Source organism: Streptomyces sp. 7R007, from assembly GCF_054850255.1.
Window position 1 is genome coordinate 98,966 of the sequence record NZ_JBTWMV010000016.1, and the last position, 25,483, is coordinate 124,448.

The 25,483-nt window shown below is 72.7% G+C and carries 23 protein-coding genes and 4 tRNA genes; 10 read left to right on the forward strand and 17 right to left on the reverse strand.

The features are described 5' to 3' along the window. Window positions 1-71: 71 nt before the first annotated feature. The 5 genes from ACYF6T_RS22150 to ACYF6T_RS22170 all read right to left on the reverse strand — a co-directional run bounded on the left by ACYF6T_RS22150 (window position 72) and on the right by ACYF6T_RS22170 (window position 7,556). Window positions 72-1,367 (reverse strand): glycoside hydrolase domain-containing protein, encoded by a 1,296-nt coding sequence (locus tag ACYF6T_RS22150; RefSeq protein WP_461698538.1) that lies wholly within the window; start codon window positions 1,365-1,367, stop codon window positions 72-74. Between the two features lie 435 nt (window positions 1,368-1,802). Beyond that, a complete protein-coding gene (locus ACYF6T_RS22155; RefSeq protein ID WP_461698539.1) occupies window positions 1,803-3,983 on the reverse strand; it encodes a 3-hydroxyacyl-CoA dehydrogenase NAD-binding domain-containing protein in 2,181 nt (726 codons plus the stop codon). A 44-nt stretch (window positions 3,984-4,027) separates the two neighbouring features. Next, on the reverse strand, window positions 4,028-5,242 hold the full coding sequence (locus ACYF6T_RS22160) for an acetyl-CoA C-acetyltransferase (protein WP_461698540.1): 1,215 nt from the start codon (window positions 5,240-5,242) through the stop codon (window positions 4,028-4,030). A gap of 44 nt (window positions 5,243-5,286) precedes the next feature. Then, window positions 5,287-6,429: an acyl-CoA dehydrogenase family protein gene (locus ACYF6T_RS22165; RefSeq protein ID WP_461698541.1), complete on the reverse strand. Its 1,143-nt coding sequence runs from the start codon at window positions 6,427-6,429 to the stop codon at window positions 5,287-5,289. Then, window positions 6,426-7,556 carry a CaiB/BaiF CoA transferase family protein gene (locus ACYF6T_RS22170; protein WP_461698542.1) on the reverse strand — a complete coding sequence of 377 codons (1,131 nt, stop codon included), beginning with the start codon at window positions 7,554-7,556 and terminating at the stop codon, window positions 6,426-6,428. The genes ACYF6T_RS22165 and ACYF6T_RS22170 overlap by 4 nt, the downstream gene beginning before the upstream one ends. Window positions 7,557-7,784: 228 nt before the next feature. Between ACYF6T_RS22170 and ACYF6T_RS22175 the strand changes: the two genes are divergently transcribed. After that, the gene (locus ACYF6T_RS22175) at window positions 7,785-8,963 is read left to right on the forward strand and encodes a saccharopine dehydrogenase family protein (protein ID WP_461698543.1); all 1,179 of its coding nucleotides are present in this window, start codon (window positions 7,785-7,787) and stop codon (window positions 8,961-8,963) included. 94 nt (window positions 8,964-9,057) lie between these two features. On the opposite strand, the gene mmpA is transcribed toward ACYF6T_RS22175, so the two are convergent. Together mmpA and ACYF6T_RS22185 are read right to left on the reverse strand one after the other, a co-directional pair. Then, window positions 9,058-9,204: a morphogenic membrane protein MmpA gene (gene mmpA, locus ACYF6T_RS22180; protein ID WP_461698544.1), complete on the reverse strand. Its 147-nt coding sequence runs from the start codon at window positions 9,202-9,204 to the stop codon at window positions 9,058-9,060. Window positions 9,205-9,276: 72 nt separating this feature from the next. After that, window positions 9,277-9,969, reverse strand: a complete 693-nt coding sequence (locus ACYF6T_RS22185) for an endonuclease V (RefSeq protein WP_461698630.1) — start codon at window positions 9,967-9,969, stop codon at window positions 9,277-9,279. Between the two features lie 48 nt (window positions 9,970-10,017). Here ACYF6T_RS22185 and ACYF6T_RS22190 point away from each other — a divergent pair, with 48 nt between their 5' ends. After that, entirely contained in the window at window positions 10,018-10,314 is a 297-nt protein-coding gene (locus ACYF6T_RS22190) for a YciI family protein (RefSeq protein ID WP_461698545.1), read from the forward strand. A gap of 10 nt (window positions 10,315-10,324) precedes the next feature. Here ACYF6T_RS22190 and ACYF6T_RS22195 read toward each other — a convergent pair whose 3' ends face one another. Continuing rightward, a complete protein-coding gene (locus ACYF6T_RS22195) occupies window positions 10,325-10,663 on the reverse strand; it encodes a plasmid stabilization protein (protein WP_461698546.1) in 339 nt (112 codons plus the stop codon). A 56-nt stretch (window positions 10,664-10,719) separates the two neighbouring features. Further along, a complete protein-coding gene (locus tag ACYF6T_RS22200) occupies window positions 10,720-11,811 on the reverse strand; it encodes a WD40/YVTN/BNR-like repeat-containing protein (RefSeq protein WP_461698547.1) in 1,092 nt (363 codons plus the stop codon). 220 nt (window positions 11,812-12,031) lie between these two features. On the opposite strand from ACYF6T_RS22200, the gene ssgD reads away from it, so the two are divergent. Beyond that, window positions 12,032-12,448 carry a spore wall synthesis regulator SsgD gene (gene ssgD, locus ACYF6T_RS22205; RefSeq protein ID WP_461698548.1) on the forward strand — a complete coding sequence of 139 codons (417 nt, stop codon included), beginning with the start codon at window positions 12,032-12,034 and terminating at the stop codon, window positions 12,446-12,448. On the opposite strand, the gene ACYF6T_RS22210 is transcribed toward ssgD, so the two are convergent. Next, the gene (locus ACYF6T_RS22210) at window positions 12,445-13,281 is read right to left on the reverse strand and encodes an isocitrate lyase/PEP mutase family protein (protein ID WP_461698549.1); all 837 of its coding nucleotides are present in this window, start codon (window positions 13,279-13,281) and stop codon (window positions 12,445-12,447) included. The two genes, ssgD and ACYF6T_RS22210, sit on opposite strands and share 4 nt — an antisense overlap. A gap of 295 nt (window positions 13,282-13,576) precedes the next feature. Beyond that, window positions 13,577-14,176, reverse strand: coding sequence for a GOLPH3/VPS74 family protein (locus ACYF6T_RS22215; protein ID WP_461698550.1), 600 nt, complete (start codon window positions 14,174-14,176; stop codon window positions 13,577-13,579). 306 nt (window positions 14,177-14,482) lie between these two features. Between ACYF6T_RS22215 and ACYF6T_RS22220 the strand changes: the two genes are divergently transcribed. The 4 genes from ACYF6T_RS22220 (at window position 14,483) to ACYF6T_RS22235 (ending at window position 19,076) form a co-directional block, all read left to right on the forward strand. Continuing rightward, window positions 14,483-16,096: an ABC-F family ATP-binding cassette domain-containing protein gene (locus ACYF6T_RS22220; RefSeq protein ID WP_461698551.1), complete on the forward strand. Its 1,614-nt coding sequence runs from the start codon at window positions 14,483-14,485 to the stop codon at window positions 16,094-16,096. Between the two features lie 123 nt (window positions 16,097-16,219). Beyond that, window positions 16,220-16,996 (forward strand): dimethylargininase, encoded by a 777-nt coding sequence (gene ddaH / locus ACYF6T_RS22225; protein WP_461698552.1) that lies wholly within the window; start codon window positions 16,220-16,222, stop codon window positions 16,994-16,996. A 205-nt stretch (window positions 16,997-17,201) separates the two neighbouring features. Then, window positions 17,202-18,176, forward strand: a complete 975-nt coding sequence (locus ACYF6T_RS22230; RefSeq protein WP_461698553.1) for an acyl-ACP desaturase — start codon at window positions 17,202-17,204, stop codon at window positions 18,174-18,176. A 54-nt stretch (window positions 18,177-18,230) separates the two neighbouring features. After that, a complete protein-coding gene (locus ACYF6T_RS22235; protein WP_461698554.1) occupies window positions 18,231-19,076 on the forward strand; it encodes a hypothetical protein in 846 nt (281 codons plus the stop codon). A gap of 13 nt (window positions 19,077-19,089) precedes the next feature. On the opposite strand, the gene ACYF6T_RS22240 is transcribed toward ACYF6T_RS22235, so the two are convergent. After that, a tRNA-Trp gene (locus ACYF6T_RS22240) sits at window positions 19,090-19,165 on the reverse strand. Window positions 19,166-19,257: 92 nt separating this feature from the next. Between ACYF6T_RS22240 and ACYF6T_RS22245 the strand changes: the two genes are divergently transcribed. Together ACYF6T_RS22245 and ACYF6T_RS22250 are read left to right on the forward strand one after the other, a co-directional pair. Next, a complete protein-coding gene (locus ACYF6T_RS22245) occupies window positions 19,258-20,688 on the forward strand; it encodes a vWA domain-containing protein (protein WP_461698555.1) in 1,431 nt (476 codons plus the stop codon). Window positions 20,689-20,695: 7 nt separating this feature from the next. Next, on the forward strand, window positions 20,696-22,549 hold the full coding sequence (locus ACYF6T_RS22250; protein ID WP_461698556.1) for an AAA family ATPase: 1,854 nt from the start codon (window positions 20,696-20,698) through the stop codon (window positions 22,547-22,549). On the opposite strand, the gene ACYF6T_RS22255 is transcribed toward ACYF6T_RS22250, so the two are convergent. The 5 genes from ACYF6T_RS22255 to ACYF6T_RS22275 form a co-directional block, all read right to left on the reverse strand. Next, window positions 22,521-23,855: an SDR family NAD(P)-dependent oxidoreductase gene (locus ACYF6T_RS22255; protein WP_461698557.1), complete on the reverse strand. Its 1,335-nt coding sequence runs from the start codon at window positions 23,853-23,855 to the stop codon at window positions 22,521-22,523. The two genes, ACYF6T_RS22250 and ACYF6T_RS22255, sit on opposite strands and share 29 nt — an antisense overlap. Before the next feature lie 29 nt (window positions 23,856-23,884). Further along, window positions 23,885-23,956 (reverse strand) — tRNA-Ala (locus ACYF6T_RS22260). A gap of 10 nt (window positions 23,957-23,966) precedes the next feature. Beyond that, window positions 23,967-24,038, reverse strand: a tRNA-Glu gene (locus tag ACYF6T_RS22265). A gap of 11 nt (window positions 24,039-24,049) precedes the next feature. Then, window positions 24,050-24,124 (reverse strand) — tRNA-Ser (locus ACYF6T_RS22270). A 37-nt stretch (window positions 24,125-24,161) separates the two neighbouring features. Next, a complete protein-coding gene (locus ACYF6T_RS22275; RefSeq protein WP_461698558.1) occupies window positions 24,162-24,410 on the reverse strand; it encodes a WhiB family transcriptional regulator in 249 nt (82 codons plus the stop codon). A 246-nt stretch (window positions 24,411-24,656) separates the two neighbouring features. Between ACYF6T_RS22275 and ACYF6T_RS22280 the strand changes: the two genes are divergently transcribed. Then, entirely contained in the window at window positions 24,657-25,442 is a 786-nt protein-coding gene (locus ACYF6T_RS22280) for a VOC family protein (protein WP_461698631.1), read from the forward strand. Window positions 25,443-25,483 lie beyond the last annotated feature (41 nt).

A 25,483-nucleotide genomic window follows, 5' to 3' on the forward strand; every position in this document is an offset into this window, starting at 1 on the left:
ACCGTTCGTCATGCGCCGATGGGGGGCTGCCGCGAGCGGGTGACTGACAAGGCCCGGGTCGTCCTCCGGTGTCAGCCGCAGCGTGGCACCGGCTTGCTGTACGTGGTGCTGCCGGGCGTGGCCACGTAGTGGTCCGAGACGTAGTGGCCGTTGTCGAGGCGGTCCCACACCTTGGTCGCACCGACCGTGGAACCGCTGCGCTGACAGGTGACCCAGGCCAGCGCCCCGTTGGGCGAGGTGCCGACGGACGCGTAGCCGCCGCCGGGTCCGCTGCGTTCGGTCAGGCCGCCCGCGGCGGTCACCTGGTAGGGGTAGGCGCAGCGGGGCAGCGGTGCGCTGTAGCCGGTGTCGGACGGGGTGCCGACGTAGTGGTCGGAGGCGTAGGCCCCGTTGCCGAGCTTGTCCCACACCGACGTGGTGCCGACCTTCGGACCCGTGGTCTGGCAGGCGACCTTGAGGGAGGCGCCCGGCGCGTACTTCGCGGCGATCGGATAGCTGGTCGAGGGGCCCGTACGGGCGTTGAGCGTGGTCGTGCTCGTCACCTTGTACGTGTACGCGACCGACGCGACGGGAGCGTCCACGCGGTCGGTGTCGATGTTGAGGGTGACCCCGCCGTACGTCTCGTCGTGGCCGCCGCGGAACTGCTTGGCGCGCTGGTGCACGGCCCACTTGGAGTCGGCGATCCCCGCCCAGCCCTTGACGGAGTCGACACCGTCGTACCGGGCGACCCACAGGGCGTCCGGGCGGGCGTAGGAGGTGGAGGTGTAGACGTCGGCGAGCTGCTTGGCGCCCAGGTTGAGGTTCATGTAGACGCCGGAGACCCAGCCGACGCGGTGCAACTCCCTGGTCCAGGCGGAGACGTAGTTCAGCACGGCCGTGCGGCAGGTGGCGTCCGTCTGGCTGTAGTTCTCGATGTCGTTGTAGAGCGCGCTGCCGGGCAGCATGCCGAGGGACTTGGCCGCGGTGATCGCCTGCTGGGCGGCGGCGGTGCCCTGCGAGCGGGCCGTCGCCGGGCTGGTGCTGATCTTCGCGTCGCCCGGGCGGGCCCCGCACGGCGGTTGCAGGCCCTTGTGCACGGGCAGCAGCCGCCACTTCAGCCGGGACACCGACGCCACCCAGGACGCGGTCAACTGCGGCTGCGAACAGGTCCGGTTGACGCCGGACACGTAGACGCCGAGGGCGCGGTACGGCGACGCGCTCCAGGCCTGGACGGAGGTGAGCGGCGGGGCCGTACAGGTGTCGAGGGCGAGTCCTGAGTAGCGGGTCGATGCCGCGCCCGAGGGATAGGCGACGGAGGTGGCCGGTTCGGCGGCGGCGGAGGGCGCGAGGACGAGGGCGGTCGTGGTGGCGAGGGCGGCGGAGGACACCGCCGCGAGCGTGATTCTCGTCGTCCGCAGTCTTCGTGCTCTCGGCTTTCCGCGCAGGACGTGGTGCGGGTACGGCATGGCAAACCCCCCGGTGGAGCAGTGAAGTTCTCGACAGGGTGGACGCGAGGCGGGCCTTCCGCCAGGTGCCGGTCGGCCCCATTTCCGCCCGTTTCTACCCTCGCCGCGCCACATCCACCAGCAACGGCGCCGTCAACTCGCCCGCGCTCTCCACCACTTCACCCAAGTGGTCCGCACCCGACTCCAGTTCGACGCCCGGACAGACACCCGCCCCGCCCATCACCCGGTAGGTGTCCGCGGCCGGCGGCGAGGGCGGGGCGCAATCCCGTGGGGGTTCCTCGGGGGCCGGACCGGACGCGGATGAGCGTCCAGTGGCCGGCCCCCGGAGGCACGGCAGTCGTATCGCCGAGCGACACGTCACCGGGCGTCGGTGAACGTCTCCCCCTTCTCGGCCTTCTCCACCAGCAGGGCGGGCGGGGTGAAGCGGTCGCCGTAGCGCTCGGCGAGTTCGCGGGCGCGGGCTACGAAGCCGGGCAGGCCGCCCTCGTAGCCGTTGATGTACTGCAACACGCCCCCGGTCCAGCCGGGGAAGCCGATGCCGAAGACGGAGCCGATGTTGGCGTCGGCGACCGACGTCAGGACACCCTCCTCCAGCAGCTTCACGGTGTCGAGGGCCTCGGAGAAGAGCATGCGCTCCTGCATGTCCCGGAACGGGATCTGGTGGCCCGGCCTGGTGAAGTGCTCGCGCAGCCCCGGCCACAGCCCGGTCCGCTTGCCGTCCTCGCCGTATTCGTAGAAACCGGCTCCCCCGCTGCGGCCCGTCCGCCCGAACTCGTCGACCATGCGGTCGACGACCGCCTCGGCCGGGTGGGCCGTCCAGGTGCCGCCGGCCTCCTCGACCGCCCGCTTCGACTCGTTGCGGATCTTGCGCGGCAGGGTCAGCGTCAGCTCGTCCATCAGGGACAGCACCTTGGCCGGGTAGCCGGCCTGGGCCGCCGCCTGTTCCACCGACGCGGGCTCGATGCCCTCGCCGACCATCGCCACGCCCTCGTTGATGAAGTGGCCGATGACGCGGGAGGTGAAGAAGCCCCGGCTGTCGTTGACGACGATCGGCGTCTTGTTGATCTGCCGGACCAGGTCGAAGGCGCGGGCCAGGGCCGTCTCCCCCGTCCGCTCGCCCTTGATGATCTCGACCAGCGGCATCTTGTCGACCGGCGAGAAGAAGTGCAGTCCGATGAAGTCGTCCTGCCGCTCGACGCCTTCGGCGAGCAGGGTGATGGGGAGGGTGGAGGTGTTGGAGCACAGCAGCGCGTCCGGCGCGACGACGTGCTGGATCTCCTGGAACACCTTGTGCTTGAGCTCGGGGTTTTCGAACACCGCCTCGATGACCGCGTCACAGCCGGCCAGATCGGCGACCTCGGCGGTGGGCGTGATGCGGGCCAGCAGCGCCTCCGCCTTCTCCTGGCTGGTACGGCCCCGGGAGACGGCCTTGGCGCACAGCTTCTCGGAGTACGCCTTGCCCTTGAGAGCCGCTTCGAGGGAGACGTCCTTCAAAACCACCTCGATGCCGGCGCGGGCGCAGGAGTAGGCGATGCCGGCGCCCATCATCCCCGCGCCCAGCACGGCGACCTTGCGCACCGGGCGCTGCTCGATGCCCTTGGGGCGGTTGGCGCCGGAGTTGACGGCCTGGAGGTCGAAGAAGAACGCCTGGATCATGTTCTTGGCGGTCTGCCCGGCGGCCAGTTCCACGAAGTAGCGGGCCTCGATCACCTGCGCGGTCTCGAAGTCCACCTGGGCGCCCTCGACCGCGGCGGCCAGGATGTTGCGCGGGGCCGGGTAGGGGGCGCCGTTCGTCTGCTTGCGCAGGGTGGCCGGGAAGGCGGGCAGGTTGGCGGCGAACTTGGGGTTGGCCGGCGTGCCGCCGGGAATCTTGTAGCCGGGCCTGTCCCAGGGCTGCTGCGACTCGGGGTGGGCGTCGATGAAGGCGCGGGCCTTGGCGAGCAGTTCCTCCTGGGTGGCGGCCACGTCGTCGACCAGGCCGTTGTCCAGGGCGCGCCGCGGGTCGTACTGGGTGCCCTGCAGCAGCACCTTCAGCAGCGCGTCGGCGATGCCGAGCAGGCGGACGGTGCGCACCACTCCCCCGCCGCCGGGCAGCAGGCCGAGGGTGACCTCGGGGCAGCCGATCTTCGAACCCGGCGCGTCCAGGGCGATGCGGTGGTGGCAGGCGAGCGCGATCTCGTAACCGCCGCCCAGGGCCGCGCCGTTGAGCGCGGCGACGACCGGCTTGCCCAGGGTCTCGATGCGGCGCAGGTTCCGCTTGATCGCCATGCCGCCGTCGAACAGCTCCTGCGCCGTCTCGGGCGTGACCCGGATCAGGTCGCGCAGGTCGCCGCCCGCGAAGAACGTCTTCTTGGCGGAGGTGACGATGACGCCCCGGACGGTGTCCTTCTCCGCCTCCAGCCGGTCGGTGACCGCGGCCAGGGAGTCACGGAACGCCTGATTCATGGTGTTCGCGGACTGGCCGGGGTCGTCGAGGACGAGGGTGACCACGCCGGTGCGGTCCTGTTCCCAGCGGATGGTGGTGGACTCAGTGCTCATGAGGGTGGGTGCTCCAGGTGATCCGTGATCCGTGGGAAGGGGGGTCAGACGCGCTCGACGATGGTGGCGATGCCCATGCCGCCGCCGACACACAGCGTGGCCAGGCCGAACCGCTTGTCCTGGCGTTCCAGTTCGTCGACGAGCGTGCCCAGGATCATCGCGCCGGTCGCGCCGAGGGGGTGACCGAGCGCGATCGCGCCGCCGTTGACGTTGACCTTGTCCAGCGACAGGCCCATGTCCTTCACGAAGCGCAGGACGACCGCCGCGAACGCCTCGTTGATCTCGACGAGGTCGATGTCGTCGATGGTCAGCCCCGCCTTGGCCAGGGCCTTGCGGGTGGCGGGCGCGGGCCCGGTGAGCATGATCGTGGGCTCGGAGCCGGAGACGGCCGCGGCCACGATCCGCGCGCGGGGCGTGAGGCCGTAGCGCTCCCCCACCTCCTTGGTGCCGATCGCGACCAGCGAGGCGCCGTCGACGATGCCGGAGGAGTTGCCCGCGTGGTGGACGTGGTCGATCTTCTCCACCCAGTGGTACGTCTGCAGCGCCACCGCGTCGAAGCCACCCAGCTCGCCGATGTCCGCGAACGACGGCTTGAGCTTGGCGAGGGAATCGGCCGTGGTGCCGGGCCGCAGGTGCTCGTCGTGGTCGAGGACGACCAGCCCGCTGCGGTCCCTCACCGGAACCACGGACCGCTCGAAGCGGCCCTCCTTCCAGGCGGTGGCCGCGCGCTCCTGCGACAGCGCCGCGTACTCGTCGACGTCCCGGCGGGAGAAGCCCTCGATGGTGGCGATGAGGTCGGCGCCGATGCCCTGGGGGACGAAGTTGGTGGCGAGGTTGGTCATCGGGTCGTTGAACCAGGCACCCCCGTCGGAGGCCATCGGCACCCGCGACATGGACTCCACACCGCCCGCCAGGACAAGGTCCTCGAAGCCGGAACGGACCTTGGCCGCGGCCATGTTCACCGCCTCCAGGCCCGAGGCACAAAAGCGGTTCTCCTGCACGCCCGCCACCGTGTCCGGCAACCCGGCGGCGATCGCGGCGATGCGGGCGATGTCGGAGCCCTGGTCGCCGACCGGGCCGACGACGCCGAGCACGATGTCGTCGATCGCCGCCGGATCCAGACCCGGGAAACGGCCGCGCAGCTCGTGGATCAGGCCGACGACCAGGTCGATGGGCTTGGTGCCGTGCAGGGCGCCGTTCGCCTTGCCGCGACCGCGCGGGGTGCGGATCGCGTCGTACACATACGCTTCGGTGCTCACGAGGAAGCCTTTCGGAGGGTGAGGGTCGGTCGAGCGGAAGAGCCTCAGCCGAGCAGGGAACGGCCGATGATCTCCTTCATGATCTCGGTGGTGCCGCCGTAGATGGTCTGGATGCGGCCGTCGGTGAACGCCTTGGCCACCGGGAATTCGCTCATGTAGCCGTATCCGCCGTGCAGTTGGAGGCAGCGGTCGGCGACCCGCTTCTGCAGTTCGGTCGCCCACCACTTGGCCATGGAGGCGTGCACGGCGTCGAGGGCGCCGTCGGAGTGGTCCTCTATGCAGCGGTCGAGGAAGGTGCGGGTGACGGCGCACTCGGTGGCCATCTCGGCTATCTCGAACCGGACGTGCTGCTTGGCCGCCAGCGGCCGGCCGAAGGCCTCGCGCTCCTTGACGTACTGCGTGGTGATCTCCACCAGGTGCTCGGCGGCGGCGATCGCGGAGACGGCGATGCTCAGACGCTCCTGGGCGAGGTTCGTCATCAGGTGCACGAAGGCGCCGTTGAGCGCGCCGAGCAGGTTCTCCTTGGGCACGCGCACGTCGCGGAAGAACAGCTCGGCGGTGTCCTGCGCCTTCTGGCCGATCTTGTCGAGGTTGCGGCCCCGCTCGAAGCCCTCCATCCCGCGCTCGACGACCAGCAGCGACAGCCCGTGCGCGCCGCCCTCGGGGGTCGTCTTCGCGACGACGATCACCAGGTCGGCGAGGATGCCGTTGGAGATGAACGTCTTGGAGCCGTTGAGCAGCCAGTGGTCGCCCCGGTCCTCGGCACGGGTGGAGATGCCCTGGAGGTCGGAACCGGCGCCGGGCTCGGTCATGGCGATGGCCGTGATCAGCGAGCCGTCGCAGAAGCCGGGCAGCCAGCGGCGCTTCTGCTCCTCGGTGGCCAGGCCCGTCAGATACGGGCCGATGATGTCGTTGTGCAGGCCGAGGGCGAGTCCCGGGGTGCCGGCGCGGGTGAACTCCTCGGCGAGGACGGCGCTGTAGCGGAAGTCGGCGGTGCCTCCGCCGCCGTACTCCTCGGGCACGGCGAGCCCGAGCAGGCCCTGCTTTCCGGCCGCCCGCCAGGCGTCGCGCGCGACGACGCCGTCCTTCTCCCACTGTTCGTAGTACGGCAGCACCTCCCTGGCCAGGAAGGCGCGCACGGTCGCGCGGAACGCGTCGTGCTCCGGGGCGAAGATCTGCCGCTTCATTCAGGGCCTTTCAGCAGGTCGGGTACGTCCCAGTCGCGCGCCACGGCCGCGGTGTCGGCGCCCGGGCGGGCGGGCCCGGTGCGGACGGTCGTCGGGGTGGCGGAGAAGCGGGGCGCGGGGGCGGGCTGGGTGAGTCCGCCGTGGTCGGTGAAGGTGCCACGGGCGGCGAGGTGCGGGTGGTGCGGGGCCTCGCGCAGCGACAGCACGGGCGCCACGCACGCGTCGGAGCCTTCGAACAGGGCCGTCCACTCGTCCCGGGTACGGGACTTGAAGCGGGCGGCGACCGCCTCGCGCAGCTCGCCCCAGCGGGCCCAGTCGCGGCGGGCGTCGGCGTGCTCGGGCAGGTCGAGCAGGGTCACGAACTCCTCGTAGAACCGCGGCTCCAGGGGGCCGACGGCCATGTACCCGCCGTCGGCGGTCTCGTAGGTGCCGTAGTAGGGGCAGCCGCCGTCCAGGAGGTTGGCGCCGCGCCGGTCCTGCCAGCCGCCGGCGGCGAGCATGCCGTGGATCATCGCGGAGAGGTGCGCGGTGCCGTCGACGATGGCGGCGTCGACGACCTGGCCGGCGCCCGTCGCGCGCGCGTGGTGCAGGGCGGCGAGGACGCCGACGACGAGGTACAGGGAGCCGCCCGCGTAGTCGCCGAGCAGGTTGGCGGGGACGGCGGGCGGGCGGTCCGGTTCGCCGATCATGCCGAGGGTGCCGGTGACGGCGATGTAGGCGACGTCGTGGCCGGCGCGGGGGGCCAGCGGTCCGTCCTGGCCCCAGCCGGTCATCCGGCCGTAGACGAGCGCGGGGTTGCGGGCGAGGCAGTCCTCGGGGCCGACGCCGAGCCGCTCGGCGACGCCGGGGCGGTAGCCCTCGATGAGGACGTCGGCGCGGGCGGCGAGGTCGAGGACGCGGGCGGCGCCGTCGGCGGACTTCAGGTCGACGATCACCGAGCGTTTGTTGCGGTTGGTGACGTCGTACTCCGGCTTGATGGCGAGCCCGGCGCCGCCGGGGCGGTCCACGCGGACCACGTCGGCGCCCAGGTCGGCCAGGAGCATGGCGGCGAAGGGGCCGGGACCGATGCCGGCCAGCTCGACCACGCGCACGCCGGTCAGCGGCCCCTGCCCTGGCGTCGTTGCCATCCAGCCCCCAGAGGTAGGCCACACGAGGTGTGACACAACCGATGTAACACCAACGATGCTAAGAACACGTTCCACCGAGCACAAGACCCGCAGAGCAAGCGCTTAGCCAATTATCGCGGCGCCGCCGCACGCCGCACCCGTTCGGTGGGCCCCGCCTCCCGGGGGCGCCCACCGCTCACGCTAGCCTCGGCCACCGACAACGGCGCGAGCTGCGGACCGAGGGGTGTCATGAGCAGGCTGAACCGGGCGGACCGTCCGTACGACATCGTGCTGTTCGGAGCCACGGGCTTCGTCGGCACGCTCACCGCCGAGTACCTCGCGGCCCACGCGCCCGCAGGGCTGCGCTGGGCGATCGCGGGCCGCAGCGAGACGAAGCTGCGGCGGCTGCGCGAACGGCTTCCCGGCGGCACGGAGATCGGCGTGCTGCGCGCGGACGTGTCCGACCCGGCCTCGCTGCGCGCCCTCGCCGGGCACGCGCGCGTGGTCGCCACGACGGTGGGCCCGTACGTGACCTACGGCGAGGAACTCGTCGCCGCCTGCGCCGACACCGGCGCGGACTACCTCGACCTCACCGGTGAGCCGGAGTTCGTGGACCTGATGTACGTCCGGCACGACGCACGCGCGCGGGAGACCGGCGCGCGGCTGGTGCACGCCTGCGGGTTCGACTCGGTGCCGCACGACCTCGGGGTGTACTTCACGGTGCGGCAGCTGCCGCAGGGCGTGCCCCTGAGGGTCGACGGTTTCGTGACGGCCGACGCCGCCTTCTCGGGCGGCACCTTCGCCTCCGCCCTCAACCAGTTCGCGCGCGTGCGGCCCATGCTGGCGGCGGAACGCGACCGCAGGCGGCACGAGCCGCGGCTGGTGGGGCGGCGGGCCGGGGCGCCCACGGGCGCGCCGCGGTTCGCCAAGGAGGTCGGCGCCTGGGCGCTGCCGCTGCCCACCATCGACCCGCAGATCGTGAGCCGGTCCGCGAAGGCTCTTGAGCGCTACGGCCCCGACTTCCGCTACCGCCACTACGCGGCGGTGCGGCGGCTGCCCATGGCGCTCGGCGGGATCGCGGCCGTCGGCGGGGCCTTCGCCGCCGCGCAGCTGCCGCCCGCCCGCCGCTGGCTGTCGGACCGGCTCAGGCCGGGGGACGGGCCGAGCGCGGAGAAGCGGGCGCGGAGCTGGTTCCGCGTCCGGTTCGTCGGCGAGGGCGGCGGTCGGCGCGTGTTCACCGAGGTCTCGGGCGGTGACCCCGGGTACGACGAGACGGCCAAGATGTTCGCCGAGGCGGCGCTGTCGCTGGCCTTCGACGACCTGCCGCCGACGGCCGGTCAGGTCACCACGGCGGTCGCGATGGGCAACGCGCTGACCGAGCGGCTGCGCGCGGCGGGCATCGTCTTCAGGGTGGCCGCCAACGGGTGAACGGCGCTTAGAACCACTCCGTGACCGAGTGGATCAACAGGGACCATCCCCCGACCGCATGGCTCTACAGGGACCATCCCCCGACCGCGTGGAGCTACAGGGACCACCCCGCGACCGTGTAGATCATCCCGGCGATCCAGCCGATCCCGGCCAGCACGGCGAGGACCAGGGCGGCCGTCACGGCGCGCTCGACGGGACGGTGGGGGTCGGCGAGGGGCTTGGGTGCGCGGTGCGTCGTCATGCGGGCAAGCCTGCCGAGACGGGCGGGGCGCCCACATCCGTACGGATACTCAGAGCGGGTACCCACGGCTACTCAGGCCCCCGTCGCCTCCCTGAGCGCCGCGCGGCACAGGGCGTCCGCCCTGCGGGTGGTCTCCGGCAGGCGGAAGCGCGGGGTCAGGGCCAGCGTGTGGGCGCAGGCGGTGTCCAGGCTCACGCGGTGGCCGACGGAGACGAAGACCGGCTTGACGCCGTCCCGCGTGCGCAGGGCGCGGCAGACCTCGTCCGTCCCGTCGAGCAGGGGTGAGGTGCTGCCGCGCGGGGCGTCCGGGTCGTCGTAGGCGAAGGTGAACGGGTTCTTCGCGACGCCGATCGTGGGCAGGCCGGTGAGCACCCCGAGGTGGCTGGCGAGGCCGAAGCGGCGCGGGTGGGCGAGGCCGTAGCCGTCGCAGACGACCAGGCCCGGCGGGCAGGACAGGGCGTCGAGGGCCGCGAGGACCGTGGGGATCTCGCGGAAGGCGAGCAGCCCGGGCACGTACGGGAAGGAGATCCGGCCGACGGCGGTCGCCTCGGCGACGACGTCGAGGGTCGCCGCGTCCAGGACGACGGCCGCGGCGGCGACGACGTCCCGCTCGTCGTCGTAGGCCACGTCGACGCCGGTGACGCGGCCGGTGCCCGGCGGGGGTCCCGGTTCGTCGTGCACGACACGGGCGCGCAGCTCGTCCTGTACCGCGCGGGCCTCTTCCTCGGTCGCGGGCCGGCCCGCGGGGATGCTCACGGTCATGATGTCCACGAGCGTAAGGGGCTGTCAGTGGGTCGGCGTAGGCTGCCGATCATGTTCGTGATGGAGCTGACCTACACCGCCCCACCGGAAGCCGTCGACGCTTTGGTGAAGGCCCATGTGACCTGGCTGGACGAGCAGTTCGAGAAGGGCGTCTTCCTGGCGGCCGGACGCAAGAACCCGCGCGACGGCGGGGTCATCCTCGCCGTCGCCGAGGATCGCGCGCGTGCCGAGGAGATAGCCGCCGGGGACCCGTTCGCCACCGGCGGGGTGTGCGCGTACCGCATCACCGAGTTCGACGCCACCCGGACGGCCCCGGCCCTGGAGCGCTACCGCGAGACGGACGGCTGAGCCGCGCGAGTCAGCTCTTCTTGGCGTTCAGCGCGCGCTGCAGCTGGTCCTTGTTCATGTTCGAGCGGCCTTCGATACCGCGCTGTTTGGCCTCGTTGTAGAGCTGGTCCCGGGTCGGGCCCTGGGAGCCGGTGCGGTTGCCCGAGCGCTGGCCGCCACGCCTGCTGGAGGACATGTCCTTGGTGGAGCTGCGGCTGGCCGTCTTCGACTCGCCGGACCGGGCGCGTTCCTTGTTGACCGTGCGGGCCGCGATCTCCTTGGCGCGTCCGGTGCTCTCCCCCCGGTCCTGGGCGCTCTTCTTGATGTGCTCGTACTGGCGCTCCCGCTTGGAGCTGGAACCTGCGGGCATGGTCGCTCACTCCTTTCGCAGTCGGCGACCGGGTACCCGCATTCCGGCCCCATGCGTCACGTCTCCAGCCGCGCCACCCTTCCCTGTTCGCCGGCCGCCCAGCAGCCGAGGTCCGGTGCGCAGTCCACGGTGTCGTACGAGCCCGTGTCGAGCGTGTGCCAGGTGCGGCCGCCGTCGGTGGTCAGGTCGGTGCCGGTGGGGCCGACGGCGAGGGCGGCGGTGCGGCTGTGGGGGAGCCAGGTGACGCCGGAGCGGTAGGCGGGTGGCGGGGTGGCGGCGGGCCGCCAGGTGCGGCCGGCGTCGGAGGTGCGGGCGGCGGCCTGCGGGGAGGGCTGGTCGGGGCGGTAGTCGCCGCCGACGGCGAGTCCGTGGACGCGGTCGCGGAAGGCGAGCGCGAAGACGCCCTTGGCGGGGTCGCCGGCCGGGACCGGCGTGTCGGCGGCCGTCCAGGTCAGGCCCCGGTCGGCGGAGTGCAGCACGCGCGCGTGGGCGCCGCCGCCGGTCGCCAGCCACACGTCCGAGGGGCCCGAGGCGACCAGGCACTGGCCACTGGCGGCGAACCCGGCATCCCCGTCCAGGGCGGCGGGCATGCCCTCGCCGGGCAGCACCCGCCAGCTGCGGCCGCCGTCCGAGGTCGACAGGATGCGGAACCTGCCGTCGACCGGGTCGCTCACGGCGAGGCCGTGGCGGTGGTCGAAGAAGGCGAGGCAGTCGTAGAAGGCGCTCGCGTCGGTGTTGCGGAAGGACTCCGTCCAGGTCCGGCCGCCGTCGTCGGTGCGGTAGACGCGGGACGCCTCGCCCTCGCCGATGGCCAGCACCACGGCGTGCCGGGCGTCGAACGCCTCCACGTCCCGGAACTCCAGGTCGGCGGCGCCGGGCGGCGAGACGTTCCGCCAGCTCCCGCCGCCGTCGGTGGTGCGCAGCACGGTGCCCTGGGTGCCGGCCACCCAGGCGGTGTCCCGGCTGACGGCCGACAGGCCCCGGAAGCGCACGTCGGCTGCGCCGGTCGCCTTCAGGTCCCACCGCGGTGCCGTGTGTGCCCGGGCCGGTGCGGCGGTCAGGGCCGCCAGCGCGGCCGAGCACGCCGCCGCCGCGGCCAGCGTGCGAAACGTACGTCCCGTTCGTCGCGTGTTCCCCGAGCGCCTCATGGCGGGCGAAGCTAGCCGACCGGGCGGACGGCGTCCAGACGGCCGCCGTGGCGCATGGGCCCACCGGGAAACGGGAGGTGGAACCCGTCACTTCCGCGCATGAACGCGGTGACGGAGGTCACTCGCTTTTCGTGTGCACGGATTGGCCGATTCCGGCGTCTCTAGCAGTGCCCGGCCGATCCATTCGGAAGCAGTCCAGCCGTCACGAGGGAGCAAGGCGTTGTCCACCGTCATCGAGCAGCCCGTGGAGGCCCGCCTCGTGGCCGCCGCGCCGCGTATGCCCAGCATTCCGGCCATCCTGCACTACGACCGCCGCGACCCCTTCGCGGTCCGCATGACCTTCCCGGCCCCGGCCACCCTGGAGGGCGTGGAGGTCTGCTGGATCTTCTCCCGCGAACTCCTCGCGGCCGGCCTGGAGGGCCCCGAGGGCCACGGCGACGTGCGGGTGCGGCCGTACGGGTACGACCGCACCGTCCTGGAGTTCCACGCGCCCGAGGGCACCGCGGTGGTCCACATCCACTCGTCCGACGTGCGCCGCTTCCTCAAGGCCAGCGGCGAGCTCGTGCCGGTCGGCCTGGAGCACCTCCAGCTGGACCTCGACCACGACCTGGCGGAGCTGATGCGCGACGCCTGCTAACGGGTCGCCCCCAGCAGGCCGTTGAGCCGGCCGTAGTCCAGGCCGTCCGTCAGCGACTCGTACGTCCCCGCGTCCAGCAGCTCCCGTGCGGCGCGGCGGACCAGGGCGTGGGCGGCCTGCGCGAGGGCGGAGCCGACGCTGACGCGGGCGACGCCCAGCGCGGCCAGTTCGGCGACCGGCGGTGCGCCGGGGCCCGCCATGACGTTCAGCGGACCGTCGACGCCGTCGACGAGGAGCTTGACGGTCCCCGGGTCGACGGCCCCGGGGACGAAGATCCCGTCGGCGCCCGCGGCGCGGAAGGCGGCGGCCCGCTCCAGGGTGACGTCCACTCCCCCGGCACCCCTGAGGAAGGTGTCGATACGGGCGTTGACGAACAGCGGCACCCCCGCCGCGTCGGCCGTCTCGCGGACGGTGGCGATGCGTTCGGCCTGCTCGGCGACCGGACGCAGCGGGCCCGTACCGGCCTCGTACAGCGCGTCCTCGATGTTGACGCCGACCGCGCCCGCCGCGAGCACCGCACGGACGGTGTCCGCGACGCCGGCCGCGTCCGGCGCGTACCCGCTCTCGATGTCCGCGCTCACGGGCACGTCCACGGCGGCGGCGATGCGGGCGACGGCCTCCAGGGCCCGGCCCCGCTCCAGCCGGTCGCCGTCGGCCGCGCCGAGGGCCCAGGCGAGACCGGCGCTGGTGGTGGCGACGGCGGCGGCACCGGCGTCCTCGATCAGGCGGGCGCTGGCGGTGTCCCAGGCGTTCGGGAGGACCAGCGGGCGGCCCGGGACGTGCAGGGAACGGAAGGCGAGGGCACGGTCACGAAGAGGGTTCGCATCGGTCATACGGCCCACTCAACCAGCCCTGCGGGAAAGGGAGCTGGCAGGAATCCGACATGTACGTGGGCATGTGGATGGGGCTCGGTCCAGGGAATGCGGCAGCCGTGTGGGCATGCGGGCGGGCCCCGGCTCAGGAAATGCGGCAGTCGCGTGGACATCCGGATGGGGCCCGGACCAGAGAATGCGGCAGCCGTGTGGGCAGTGGGCATGCGCGTGAGGCTTCGTCCAGGAGATACGGCACCCACGTGGGCACGCGCGTGAGGCTCGGTCCTGAGAATGCGGCAGGCGCCGTCGGGCGCGCTCAGGCCGCCGTCGTCAGGGCCGCGCACAGTTCGCTCACGACGGCCTGTGCGCCACTGCGTTCGGTCAGCTCCTCGATGCGCTCCTTGTGCCGTTGCGGTTCCCCGTCCGCGGGCAGCGCGGGCAGTCCCGCCGCGACCGCGAGGGCCGCGACGGCCGCCTCCTCGCCCGTCGGCGGCACCGTCCCCTCGAAGACGCCGCGCAGGCGGGCTCGCAGCTCGGGCACGATCCCGGCGTCGGCGAGCGTGCGGTCCGCGACGACCGGGAAGACGCCGAGCACCCGCTTGCGCTCGGCGAGCAGGAACCCGTCCGCCGTCAGCTGCTCCACCACGCCGTCCACCGTCACGCGCGCGTGGAGCGTCACCCACGCCCGCCACCCGTGCGGGCGTGACTCGCGGACCAGTTCCAGCAGCCCGTCCAGGGCGGCGTCGCCGGTGAGGGTGTCCAGGTCGGCCGGCGTGGCGATGCCGTCCTCGTCGGTGAGCAGGCCGCGGCGGGCCAGCTCGGCGAGGGCGCCGGCCCGCACCAGGGGAGCGCTGCCGGCCGTGTCCCAGGCCAGCAGGTACAGCCGGGCCGGGAGCGAGAGCGAACCGTGGGGCACGAGGTCTCCTTGGTGCGGTGCGGTCGGGGGTCACGTTAATTCGTTGACAGCCGCCAGGGGCCCTCGTACGGTGCGTAGCGGTTCTGTTGCCGTCGATCGGAGAAGGACGTTGCTCCTCTGAGGTCCTGAGACACCGCGTCACACCCGTGGGGGTGTGCGCCGCGTGCGACCTCGGTGCTGCGAGCCGTCCAGACGGAGCAGGGCTTTCTCCACGCCCTCCCGCGCGCCTTGCTTCCTCCCGCCGCCGGCCGCCGGTGTCTCGATACGCGTTTGCCCCTGTCCGCATCACGCAATCGCGAGGCCCCCATGTCTGCTTCCGCCACCTGTACGTCCCTGTCGTTCACCTGGCCCGACGGCACCGCCGTCTTCGAGGGCCTCGACATCGCCTTCGGCCCCGGCCGCACGGGGCTCGTCGGCGTCAACGGCTCGGGCAAGTCCACCCTGCTGAAACTGATCGCCGGCCGGCTCGCCCCCGCCGACGGCACCGTGCGCGTCGCGGGCGAGGTCGGGTACCTCCCGCAGAACGTCACGCTCGACACCCGGCTGCGCGTCGACGAGGCGCTCGGCATCGCCGCGCGGCGGGCCGCGCTGCACGCCATCGAGGCGGGCGACGTGTCCGAGGAGCACTTCGAGACGGTCGGCGACGACTGGGACGTGGAGGAGCGCGCCCTCGCCACGCTCGGCGAACTCGGCCTGGGCCACATCCCGTTGGGCCGGACCATCGGCGAGGTGTCGGGCGGCGAGTCGGTGCTGCTGCGCCTGGCCGCCCTGTTGCTGCGCCGGCCGGACGTCCTCCTGCTGGACGAGCCCACCAACAACCTCGACCTGTACGCGCGCCGGCGGCTGTACGCGGCCGTGGAGTCCTGGCCCGGAGTGATGATCGTGGTCAGCCACGACCGTGAACTCCTCGACCGGGTCGACCAGATCGCCGACCTGCACTCCGGCGAGGTCACCTGGTACGGCGGCAACTTCTCCGCCTACGAGGAGGCCCTCGCCGCCGAACAGGAGGCCGCCGAGCGCATGGTGCGCGTCGCCGAGGCGGACCTGCGCCGGCAGAAGCGCGAACTGGCCGACGCCCAGGTCAAGTTGGCCCGCCGCAAGCGGTACGGGCAGAAGATGTGGGAGCAGAAGCGCGAACCGAAGATCGTGATGGGCGCACGCAAGCGCGCGGCACAAGAGTCCGCGGGCAAGCACCGCCTGCTGCACGAGGGGCGCCTCGCCGAGGCCAGGGAGCGGCTCGACGACGCGGTGGAGGCCGTGCGCGACGACGACGAGATCCGCGTCGACCTGCCGTACACCGCCGTACCGCCGGGAAGGACCGTGCTCACCCTGATGGACCTGAAGCTCGCCCACGGCGCGCGGGTGGCGGGCGGGCTCGACCTGCGCGGGCCCGAGCGGGTCGCGCTGATCGGGCGCAACGGCGCCGGCAAGACGACGCTGCTGCGGACGATCGCCGGTCAGCTGGAGCCGGTGGCGGGCGAGGCGCACGCGCACGTGCCGCTGCGTTTCCTGCCGCAGCGCCTCGACGTCCTCGACGACGAGCTGTCGGTCGCCGAGAACGTGGCCCGGTTCGCGCCGGGCGCCACCAACAACCGCGTCCGGGCGCGGCTGGCCCGCTTCCTGTTCCGCGGTGCCCGTGCCGACCAGAAGGCGGCGACGCTGTCCGGCGGTGAACGCTTCCGGGCGGCGCTGGCGGCGCTGATGCTGGCCGAGCCGGCCCCGCAGCTGCTCATGCTGGACGAGCCCACGAACAACCTGGACATGGCGAGCGTGCGGCAGCTGACGTCGGCCCTGGAGTCGTACCAGGGGGCGCTGATCGTGGCCAGTCACGATCTGCCGTTCCTGGAGTCGATCGGGATCACGCGCTGGCTGCTGCTGGACGGCGAGCTGAGCGAGACGGAGCCGGAGGCGATCGGATGAGCGCGTCTCAGGAGGGGCACAGCCTGGCAACGAGGGTTTTGTCGACACGGACGCGGGCTGCATGATGGCTGACCGGCGCCCCGCACGGGCGCCGGTCAGCGTCCCGCCGTTACGGAGTTCCTCGTGCCCAGCAAGAAGGCCCTCGTCCGCCGCCCCAGCCCGCGCCTCGCCGAAGGTCTGGTGACGCACATCGAGCGGGAGAAGGTCGACGTCGATCTCGCGGTCGAGCAGTGGCAGGCGTACACCGAGGCGCTGCGCGAGCACGGCTGGGAGACCGTCGAGGTGGACCCGGCCGACGACTGCCCCGACTCGGTGTTCGTCGAGGACACGGTGGTCATGTACCGCAACGTCGCCCTGATCACGCGCCCCGGCGCCGAGTCGCGGCGGGAGGAGACCATCGGCGTCGAGGAGGCCGTGGCGGGCCTGGGCTGCTCGGTGAACTGGATCTGGGAGCCGGGCACCCTGGACGGCGGCGACGTGCTGAAGATCGGCGACACGATCTACGTCGGCCGGGGCGGGCGCACCAACGCGGCCGGCGTGCAGCAGCTGCGGGCCGCCTTCGAACCGCTGGGGGCGCGCGTCGTCGCCGTACCGGTGAGCAAGGTGCTGCACCTGAAGTCGGCGGTCACGGCGCTGCCCGACGGGACCGTCGTCGGGCACATCCCCAAGGTGGACCGGCCCTCGCTCTTCCCGCGCTTCCTGTCGGTGCCGGAGGAGTCGGGTGCCCACGTGGTGCTGCTCGGCGGCCCCAAGCTGCTGATGGCGGCGAGCGCGCCGAAGACGGCCGAGCTGCTCACCGACCTCGGCTTCGAGGTGGTCGTGGTGGACATCAGCGAGTTCGAGAAGCTCGAAGGCTGTGTGACGTGTCTCTCGGTGCGGCTGCGGGAGCTGTACGCCTGACGGGTCACCGCCTCACCTCTTCGGCCCCGGACCTGCGCGTCCCGGGGCTTTTTGACATGCCCTGGGAAGCTGCCTGATCAGGGATGTTTACGGTGTACTTAACCTACGGTCTCGTAACCTACGGGTTCGTAGCCTACGATTCCGTAGGTTCCGGCGCCCGCCCGCCGACCCGTCCCCTTATGTCGTGCGTCCCCCTGGAGTTCCCGTGACGATCACTTCCCCGCACCTCGGCAGCCCCGCCGTCTGGACCGACGCCCGGCTGTTGTACGCCCTGGAGGAAGTGGTCGAGCAGGAACTCAACCGGCATCTGAAGGTCGCCAAGGACTGGATGCCGCACGAGTACGTGCCGTGGTCGGAGGGCCGTAACTTCCCCGGCCTCTTCGAGGACGGCGAGGCCTGGGACAAGGAGCAGTCCAAGGTCACCGAGATCGGCCGGATCGCGCTCGTCGTCAACCTCCTCACCGAGGACAACCTGCCCAGCTACCACCACGAGATCGCCACGCTCTTCGGCCGCGACGGCGCCTGGGGCACCTGGGTGCACCGCTGGACCGCCGAGGAGGGCCGGCACGGCATCGTCATGCGGGACTACCTGCTCGCCTCGCGCGCGGTCGACCCGGACCAGCTGGAGCGGTTCCGGATGGCCCACATGAGCGAGGGCTTCGAGTCGGACAACCGCCACTCGATGCTGCACTCCGTGGCCTACGTCGCCTTCCAGGAACTCGCCACCCGCATCTCGCACCGCAACACCGGCCACCAGTCCGGCGACCCCGTCTGCGACCGGATGCTGGCGCGCATCGCGACGGACGAGAACCTCCACATGGTCTTCTACCGCAACCTGCTCAAGGCGGCCTTCGAGATCGCCCCCGATCCCACCATGCAGGCCGTCCGCGACGTCGTGGTGAACTTCCGCATGCCCGGTCACGGCATCCCCGGCTTCGAGCGGGCCGCCGCGCAGATGGCCATCGGCGAGGTCTACAACCTGCGCATCCACCACGACGACGTGCTCCAGCCGGTGCTGCGCTTCCTGAAGGTCCTGGAGATCGACGGCCTCGGCCCCGAGGGCCGCCAGGCCCAGGAGGAGCTCGGCCTGTTCCTGGGCGGGCTCGACGCGGAGGCGCTGAAGTTCGACGAGAGGCTGGCGGCCCGCAAGGCGCGGATGGCGGCGCGCGCGGGGGCCTGACGGCAGCCGAATTCCCGGTGCGGGACGCACCCCGGCCGCGCCATCATGCGGGGCATGGGTGACGACAGCACGTCGGGACAGGCCGTCGGCTTTCTGCTGGGCCTGATCGACACCGGGGACGCGGAGCGGATACGGCGACGGGTCGGCCTGCCCGCGCACGCGCGCGTGGACGACGCCGACACGCGCGCGAAGCTGGTCTCCTCCTGGAGCCGGCGGGCCGTCCCGTCCTCCGTGCTGCTGTGGGTGCTGGAAGAGGACGACCCGGACCTCAACGCCATGGTGTGGCGGCATCCCGGCGCGGACGACTCCATGCGGCGCGCCGTCCTGCGCGGCGTGCCGTTCGGCCCCGGCCGCACGGCACGCGTCCCGGTCGACCGCGTCCTGCGCAGCAGCACGGAACCCCCCGTCCCCGGCAGCTACACACGGCTCGGCCTCGTGGGCGCACTGCGCGCCGGCACCACCATGGCAGCCGCGCGACAGGCGGCCTCCATGGTGCTGGAGCGCGCCGACTGGCAGGCGGTCGCGGAGGCGGACCGGGAGCGCCCGCTGCCCGGTTACGCGCGCTGGGCGCTCGTCGTGCGCCCGGACTGTCCGCCCGCGCTGCGCACGCAGTTCGGTGAGCACCGCAAGTTCACCCATCGGATGCGCCGGGCCGGCGTGCTGGACGGTCCCGCCGACTACGCGACGACCCACGCGCCCGCCGCCGACACCCTGAGGGTGCTGTCGCTCGGGCATCTGCTGTTCCCCGCGCGCGTGCGCGCCGCCGAGCAGGCGCTGGAGCCGCTCGTGCGCGAGCACCTGGCCGACCGTGAGGAGGCGTGGGCGGTGCTCGCGCAGCTCCTCGACACGTTCCACGGGACCACGCCCGAACTCGTCGTGACGGCGGGCGCGATCGCCTGACCCGCGGGCAGGGGGCGGGGCGGCTGGATTCGAACCAGCGTGCTCCGGTTCTGGAGACCGGCGCGCCTGCCTCTGCGCTACGGCCCCGCCCTTGGCCCCCGAGCGTAATGCGCTGGCCCGCTGTCAGTGGGCGCTGCTACCAATGAGGCACGGGGAGATACGTGAGTACGGGGGACTCGGCATGGCGTACGGAGAGCGGGGGCGGCGTGTCCCCGTGGTCGACCTGGCCGACCGCAGGGCGCTGGAGCGCTACCGCCCGGCGGATACGGCGGTGGTCGAGCAGGCGCGGCTGCTGAAGGAGGCCGCGCTGCTGGACTTCGGACTGACGCAGTCGGCGGTGGCCTCCTGGCTGTACGCGAAGTGCCACCACCAGATCCCGACGACCGCGGTCGACACGGCGGCCGTGGTGGCCTCCGGCGACGGCTCCTGCCTGCTGCTGTACAACCCGGACTTCTTCGTCCGGCTCGGCCTGGACGGCGTGAAGTTCGTGCTGTTCCACGAGGCACGGCACCTGGTGCACCGGCACCTGTTCACCGACCCCGACCTGCGCGCCGACCCGGTCTTCGAGCTGGCCTGCGAGGTGTCCGTCAACCACGTCGCGCTGGTCCGGCTCGACCGGACGCGGCTGCCCCTGCTGGACGGCAGACCCACGGGCGTCGACCCGCGGCAGGTGTACGAGGCGTACGTCGCCGACCTGACGGCGCACGGCCTGGAGCCGGTGCCGTACGACACGTTCACCGAGACGGACATGCGGGTGTACGGCGAGCTGAAGCGGATGCGTCACCCGCCCGTGCCGGAGCGCCGGCTGTGCGTGCACCTGCGGGCCGGGGACGTGCCCGCCGACCAGGAGACCGTCGACGCGGTGGTCTCCTCCGCACTGCTCAACTCCCTGCTGGCGGCCCGGCGCGGGCACGCGGGCGCGGAGCGGGAGCTGCTCGACCTGATGGGCCGCACCGAGGACGGCAACGCGCGGGCCGCGCGGATCTGGGGCACCCTCGGCGCGGGCGCGCTGCGCGGCGAGACCACCCCCACGCGGACCGTCGACTGGTGGCAGCGCTGGCTGGTCGACGTGCTGGGCTCCAGGCTCCGCGAGGGCGAGCGGCTGGTGTACCCCAAGAAGCGGGGCGCGCTGCTCGCCGCCCTCGGCCAGGACCCGGTGCTCTCGCGGCGCGGGCCGGTGCGGGAGAAGGTGCTCGTGGTCGCCTACGACACCTCGGGCTCGATGCCGGACCACGTCGTCGACTGGCTGACGCGGCTGGTCGGGCGGATCGACGGGGTCGAGGCGCACTGGCTGTCCTTCGACGCCGTGGTGATGCCGTTCAGGCCGGGCGAGCGGGTGTACGGCGGGGGCGGCACGAGCTTCCAGGCGGTCGCGGACTACGTGGAGGGGCGTACGGAGGTGGACGGGCGGCGGTTCGACGTCACCCCGGACGCCGTCGTGGTGCTCACCGACGGATACGCCCCGCCGATCACGCCGGCCGAGCCGGACAAGTGGATCTGGCTGATCACCGAGGGCGGCAGCGAATGGCCCGAGCGGCGCCACCCGGCGATGGCCTGCCATCGCGTCACGACCGGAGCGACGGACACGACAGCACCGACAGGATCGAAGTGAGGGACACATGACGACCGCGTCACGGCAGACGCCTTCGGGCGCCGGCGCGCACGGACCCGCCGAGGTCTCCCGCCTCGAAGCCTTCGTCGACGCGATGATCGACATGGAGCAGACCGGCCAGATCTTCGGCGAGCACGGCATCGGCAAGACCGCGACGTTCTTCACCCACATCGCCCGCGCATATCCGCAGGCGACGCTGGTGTACGTCCCCGCGGCGAACCTGACGCCGGACGACCTGCTCGTCAACGCGCCCGTGCGCGACCCGCGCACTGGCGAACTGGCGCTGCGGCAGCTGGTGATGAGCCAGCTCAGGCCCGGCAGGCCCTTCGTGCTGCTCATCGACGACTCCCTGCAGGCGGGCGAGACCATCCAGTCCCAGCTGATGCAGATCGCCTGCAACTGGACCCTCGGGGAGCACGATCTGCGCGCCCTGGGCTGCATCGGCGTCTTCCTCACCGACAACGAGTCGCTGGCGGAGACCTCCGCCCGGCGCAGCGACCTCGCGCTCCTGGACCGCATGGTGACACTGCGGATCACCGCCAACGACACCGCGTGGCGGCGGCACCTGGCCGCCAAGTACCGCCCGTGGGACCTGCGTCCGGTGTTCTCGCTGTGGGCGTCCCTGTCCCCCGCCCTGCGCGAGCTGCTGTCCCCGCGCACCCTCGACCACGTCCTGGCCAACGCCCGCGAGGGCTTCCCGCTGCGCTGGGGCCTGCCCCTGGTCGACGGCGAGCGGCTGCGGCTGGCCGAGCCCGGCGCGGACGGCAGGCCCGGGCAGGACCGCACGGCCGAGCTCCTGGACCGCGTCGCCGAGTCCCTGGGCGTGCCCAACCCGTCGGCGGTGCCCGATCCGGTACGGCAGGTCGTCCGGGCGGCCCTGCGCAACCGCTGGACGGTGCTGCTGCAGGGCCCGCCGGGGTGCGGCAAGACGGAGCTGGTCCGGGAGACGGTGCGGGCGGGCCTGGGCCGCGAGGCGCTGTACTTCTCGCTGCCGGTGACGAACGTCGAGGACCTGTGCGCGCCGATCCCGTCGGCGGACGGCACGCTGGAGAACCTGCTCGCGGCGAAGTTCACCGGGCCCGAGCCCAAGGCGATCGTGTGGGACGAGTACAACCGGCCCAAGGACAAGGCCGCGTTCGCCAAGCTCATGGAGATCACCCAGGAGTGGTCCCTCGCGGGACGGCGGATCGAGAACCTGCGGGCGCAGATCGCGGTGCAGAACCCGCCGTACCACCTGGGCCGCAAGATGCTGGTGGCACGCAACAACATCGCCCAGGCGACCCGGTTCACCGCCTCGCTGCAGGTGCAGCCGGAGGACATCCCGGCCAACGAGTGGCTGCTCGCCCGGTACGGCACGGACGCCGAGACGGTCCTGGAGTGGTGGAAGCACGACATCGACGACGACGGACGCGCCTGGATCACCAAGCGCACCCTGGAGCGGCTGATCAAGCTGCACCGGCGCGGGCTGCCGCTGGAGCTGGGCACGGTCTACCTCGGCGACGGCGCGTACGCGCCCGTGCCGCTCACCGCGCTGATCGACCGCTTCCAGGGCCGCCCGGTGACGGGACTGCGCGAGCTCGCACGCGACGTCGGCGCCTGGGAGACGCGGCTGCGCCGTGCCGCCGCGCACTCCTCCGAGGGGGGCGACGACACCGACGTGGTCCACCAGATCCTCGCCAACGCGGAGCTGTCCCAGCTCAAGAAGCACCGCGAGGCGGTGACCCGGCTGGTGGCCCTGCTGCCGGCGAAGCTGCGCGCGACCTATCTGGTCGGGGCGTCGGCGGGCCAGCAGCGATTCTGGACGGAGGTGTTCATGGCGATGCCGCGGCGGCTCACCAGTCCGCCTCCCGGTAGTCCTTGAGGAAGACGCCCGACACGGGGTCCCCCGCCTCACCCCGCACGATCGGGTCGTACACCCGTGCCGCCCCGTCCACGACGTCCAGCGGCGTGCGGAACCCGGCGTCGGCCATGCGCCGCTTCTTCGGCGCCGGGTTCTCGTCGGTGATCCAGCCGGTGTCGACGGCGCACATGTGCACGCCGAGGCCGGCGAGTTCGGCGGCGCTGGTGCGGGTGAGCATGTTCAGGGCGGCCTTGGCCATGTTGGTGTGCGGGTGGCCGGCCGTCTTGTTGCGGACGGCGAACCGGCCCTCCACGGCGGTCACGTTGACGACGTAACGGCGGGGCCGCGGCGAGGCGAGCAGCAGCGGCAGCAGGCGGTCGCACAGCAGTGCCGGGGCGACGGCGTTGACGAGCTGGGTCTCCAGGACCTCGGCCGGGTCGAGCGCGCCGAGCCGGGCCGACCAGGAGTTCTCCGGGGACGGGTCGGGCAGCAGCCCGGCCTCGTCGGCCTCGCGCAGCACCGCCGGCAGGGCCGCGGCGCCGCTCTCCAGCATCCGCGCCGGCGTGAAGCCCGGCGCCCGCCGCGCGCCCTCGGGCAGCGCGTCGTGCTCGCCGGCGGCGAGCAGCGCGTACGACTCGGGCGGCCGGCGCACGGTCTGCGCCGCGTTGTTGACGAGGATGTCGAGCGGCGCGCCCTCCGCCCGCAGTTCCTCGCACAGGCCCAGCACCTGGCGTGGATCGCGCAGGTCGACGGCGAGCACCGTGAGCCGGTCGAGCCACTTGCCGCTGCCCGGCTCGGCCCGGAAGCGGCGCACGGTGTCGTGCGGGAAACGGCTGGTGACGAGCACCTCCGCGCCGTCCCGGAGCATCATCAGGGCGAGCTGGAACCCGATCTTGACCCGGCCGCCGGTGAGCAGGGCCCGGCGGCCGCCGAGGTCGGTGGACAGCCCGCGCCGGGCGGTGTGGTCGGCGGCGCAGCGCGGGCACAGCCGGTGGTAGAAGGCGTCGACGTGTCGATAGGGCGACTTGCAGACGTAGCAGCCGCGCGCCCGGCGGAAGACACCGGCGTCGCCCGGGACGGCGAGGGGGGCGTCCTCGCGCCGGTCGGCTGCGCCGGTCGCGGTCGCGGCCATCGCCTCGGCGTCCGCCGCGCTCAGCTCCGCGCCCCGCGCCTTGCGCCGCCGCAGCCGCCCGTCGCGGGCGAAGGAGGCGGCGACCTGCTCGGCCCGCAGGCGCACCGGATCGTCGACGGGCAACGCGCGCAGCCTGCCGACCATGCGGTGGAAGGCGGCCAGTTCCTCGTCGCCGATCACGTCGCCGTCGCCCATGTCTCTCCGCCCCCGTCCATGCCGTGCCGCGGGCCGGGCCGGATTCGAACCGGCGTCTCCTTCATGCCATGAAGGTGCGCCTGCCTCTGCGCTACCGGCCCCTGCCGTCGTGGGCCCCGGCCGGATTCGAACCGGCGTATCCGCCCTGAGAAGGCGGCGAGTCTGCCTCTGCTCTACAGGGCCCCCGCAGCGCGACCCGGGGGCCGGATTCGAACCGGCGTGCTTCGCCTGAGCAAGGCGGGTGCGCCTGCCTCTGCGCTACGCCCGGGTGCGCCCCCGGATCCTAACCGTCCCGCCCCGTGCGGCTCACGGGTTTTCCAGGCGCCGCATCTCCAGGCGTTCCTTCTCCGACAGACCGCCCCAGACGCCGAAGCGTTCGTCGTTGCGCAGCGCGTACTCCAGGCAGGCGGAGCGCATCTCGCACATGCCGCAGATGCGCTTGGCCTCGCGCACCGAGCTGCCCGGCTCGGGAAAGAAGAAGTCCGCCCCGGTCTGCGCGCACAGCGCCTGTGCCTGCCAGGCGAGATCGCCCGCCGTGATCGTGTCCGTGTGCATGGGCGAGATCGTGCCGCGCGGCGAAAAACGTTCGATCAACGCCGGATCAACGCCGCACGGCAGGGCCCGCGGCCCCTCGATGGTGACCCGCCCGCGCACGGTGGCGCACGGCGGCGCGCGGAACGGAACGGAATCCCGGGCGCCGCCCCGCACCCGCCGCCCGCCCCGGCGCTCCGGCAGCGATTGTCAGTGGGCGGTGCAAGACTCGGCAGTGCAGTGAACGGGACCCTTCCGAGGAGGGCGATGATGCTCACCACCCGTTTCGTCAACGGCGCTCCGAACTGGATCGATGTCGCCACACCCGACATCGACGGCGCCCTTTCCTTCTACGGCGGTCTCTTCGGCTGGCGGTTCCAGTCGGCGGGGCCCGAGGCCGGCGGTTACGGCTTCTTCCAGATCGACGGCAAGACCGTGGCCGGCGGCATGCAGACCACGGGCGAGCAGGGTCCGCCCGCCTGGACGGTGTACTTCCAGAGCGCGGACGCGGAGGCCACCGCGAAGGCGGCCGAGCAGGCGCACGGCAGTGTGCTCGCGCAGCCCATGGACGTCATGGGCGAGGGCCACATGGCGATCCTCGCCGACAAGGCGGGCGTGCCGTTCGGCGTCTGGCAGCCCGGCCGCACCAAGGGCATCGACGTGGCGAGCGAGACCGGCTCGCTGTCCTGGGTGGAGCTCTACACCCCGGACATCGCGGCGGCCGCCTGGTTCTACCACGAGACGCTGGGCCTGGAGACGTCGGCGGTGCCCTTCCCCGGCGGCACCTACACCTGCGTCAACCCGTCCGGTGCCGGGGAGGACGCGATGTTCGGCGGGATCGTGCCGCTGGCGGACGCCCCGTCGGAGGACCGCGCGTACTGGCTGCCGTACTTCGAGGTCGCGGACGCCGACGCGACGGTCGCCAAGGCGCGGGAGCTGGGCGGCGAGGTCCGCGAGCCGGCCACCGACATCCCCGGGGTGGGCCGGTTCGCCAAGCTCGCCGACCCGTACGGCGCCCGTTTCGCGATCATCAAGAGCGCGCCGCCGCAGGGCTGACGGCCGGGGCCGGGGGCGCCGTCGTGGTCGTGGGGCGGCGA

Bases quoted from the DNA above. Each gene is read 5' to 3' on its own strand.
- ACYF6T_RS22155 (WP_461698539.1), bottom strand. From the start codon at position 3,983: ATGAGCACTGAGTCCACCACCATCCGCTGGGAACAGGACCGCACCGGC.
- ACYF6T_RS22165 (WP_461698541.1), bottom strand. From the start codon at position 6,429: ATGAAGCGGCAGATCTTCGCCCCGGAGCACGACGCGTTCCGCGCGACC.
- ACYF6T_RS22170 (WP_461698542.1), bottom strand. From the start codon at position 7,556: ATGGCAACGACGCCAGGGCAGGGGCCGCTGACCGGCGTGCGCGTGGTC.
- ACYF6T_RS22175 (WP_461698543.1), top strand. From the start codon at position 7,785: ATGAGCAGGCTGAACCGGGCGGACCGTCCGTACGACATCGTGCTGTTC.
- mmpA (WP_461698544.1), bottom strand. From the start codon at position 9,204: ATGACGACGCACCGCGCACCCAAGCCCCTCGCCGACCCCCACCGTCCC.
- ACYF6T_RS22190 (WP_461698545.1), top strand. From the start codon at position 10,018: ATGTTCGTGATGGAGCTGACCTACACCGCCCCACCGGAAGCCGTCGAC.
- ACYF6T_RS22195 (WP_461698546.1), bottom strand. From the start codon at position 10,663: ATGCCCGCAGGTTCCAGCTCCAAGCGGGAGCGCCAGTACGAGCACATC.
- ACYF6T_RS22200 (WP_461698547.1), bottom strand. From the start codon at position 11,811: ATGAGGCGCTCGGGGAACACGCGACGAACGGGACGTACGTTTCGCACG.
- ACYF6T_RS22210 (WP_461698549.1), bottom strand. From the start codon at position 13,281: ATGACCGATGCGAACCCTCTTCGTGACCGTGCCCTCGCCTTCCGTTCC.
- ACYF6T_RS22220 (WP_461698551.1), top strand. From the start codon at position 14,483: ATGTCTGCTTCCGCCACCTGTACGTCCCTGTCGTTCACCTGGCCCGAC.
- ACYF6T_RS22235 (WP_461698554.1), top strand. From the start codon at position 18,231: ATGGGTGACGACAGCACGTCGGGACAGGCCGTCGGCTTTCTGCTGGGC.
- ACYF6T_RS22245 (WP_461698555.1), top strand. From the start codon at position 19,258: ATGGCGTACGGAGAGCGGGGGCGGCGTGTCCCCGTGGTCGACCTGGCC.
- ACYF6T_RS22250 (WP_461698556.1), top strand. From the start codon at position 20,696: ATGACGACCGCGTCACGGCAGACGCCTTCGGGCGCCGGCGCGCACGGA.
- ACYF6T_RS22255 (WP_461698557.1), bottom strand. From the start codon at position 23,855: ATGGGCGACGGCGACGTGATCGGCGACGAGGAACTGGCCGCCTTCCAC.
- ACYF6T_RS22275 (WP_461698558.1), bottom strand. From the start codon at position 24,410: ATGCACACGGACACGATCACGGCGGGCGATCTCGCCTGGCAGGCACAG.
- ACYF6T_RS22280 (WP_461698631.1), top strand. From the start codon at position 24,657: ATGCTCACCACCCGTTTCGTCAACGGCGCTCCGAACTGGATCGATGTC.